Origin of the sequence: Nocardioides luteus (assembly GCF_000960475.2) — a bacterium.
Taxonomy (GTDB): domain Bacteria; phylum Actinomycetota; class Actinomycetes; order Propionibacteriales; family Nocardioidaceae; genus Nocardioides; species Nocardioides luteus_A.
Genome location: NZ_JZDQ02000078.1, coordinates 1 through 1,172, shown reverse-complemented (window position 1 = coordinate 1,172; position 1,172 = coordinate 1). Strand labels below are relative to the sequence as shown.

Annotated in this window: 1 protein-coding gene; it reads right to left on the bottom strand. The window is 68.6% G+C overall.

Going from position 1 to position 1,172, the window contains the following annotated elements; translation table 11 throughout:
* Positions 1-221 precede the first annotated feature (221 nt).
* The coding region (locus tag UG56_RS27345) for an HNH endonuclease (RefSeq protein WP_084101692.1) at positions 222-1,172 on the bottom strand (951 nt) is incomplete at its 5' end.

Sequence of the window (1,172 nt, the reverse complement as noted above, 5' to 3'; positions counted from 1 at the left end):
ATACACGGTGCGGTAGTCAGCGGGGAGCTCGGCGGCGCGGGCCTCCATGCGCTTCCAGTCCTTCTTGTCGCCGATGAGGCGGGTGAGGATGTTGTTCATGGTGGTGCTCCTTCTTCGGAGGTCTCGGGCCCTTGGTTCGGGGCTGTGGAAGAAGCGTGCAGGCCTGACGTAGCGTCAAGGTCAAGCACCGATCCGAAGAAAGTTCTCCCCGGTCGCGGGCATCAGGCCGCGAGCGTGTGGGCCAGGAGTACGTTGCGCAGCCGCAGCTCGGCTGGGGACAGGGGTGGCGGGTCCGGCTGCCAGGTGTCGGGTGGTGGGCTGACATAGGTGTGGCCGGTGGGTGTGATGGTGGTGATGCTGCCGTCGGGCCCGGGTCTAGCCTGCCAGCCGAGGGCTTCTTTGGCTTGATTGCACCGCTCGCACAGCCCTTGCAGGTTTGCGGCGTTGGTTTGGCCGCCGTCGGCGTGGCGCTCGATGTGGTCGATGTTGCGGATCGGCGCATCACAGCCGACAGTGCGGCAGATCCCGCCATCCCTGCTGGCAATGAACTCGGCCAGGCCGTCGGGTGCCTTCCTGGCACGAGACTCCATCGCGACCAGCTGGCCAGCGGGATCGGTGAACAACCGGCGCACGAACACCTCGGCATCCGCCAGCGCCTCCCGAGCCCAGGTGGCGGGGACGGGTCCGTAGCCCTCGACCATCGCGAACTGGTCAGCGTCGCCGGTGAGGGTGTCGGCGGTCATCACAACCTTGACCTCGATCCGCGGCCTCGCCTCGGCGGTGGTGCGACCGGTAACTCGGTCGACGAGGGTGTCGGCCATGACCTGACCCCGCGTCCGCTCGTCGCCAGCGGCACGGGCTGCGTTGGCGGCCTGGTCCAGGGCTGCGTAGACGGCGACGCCGTCTTTGACCGGGAGCAGGGCGCCGACCCAGGTCATGGTGTCCGGTGCCGGCCGCAGGCTGACCCGTCGGTCCTTGACGGCGTTGGCGGCTCGGGCGACGACGGAGGCTTGGTCGAGGGTGATGGCGAGCTTCTTGGCGGCGTTCTCGAGCTGCCGCAAGCCCATCGTGACCGCCTTCGGCTGTTCGCCGTTGGGTCCGGTGGCGCAGAGTCGGTCGTCGACGACGCGGCGGTCCTCCAGCGAGAGGCAGGCGGTTTCGCGGGCCAGGAT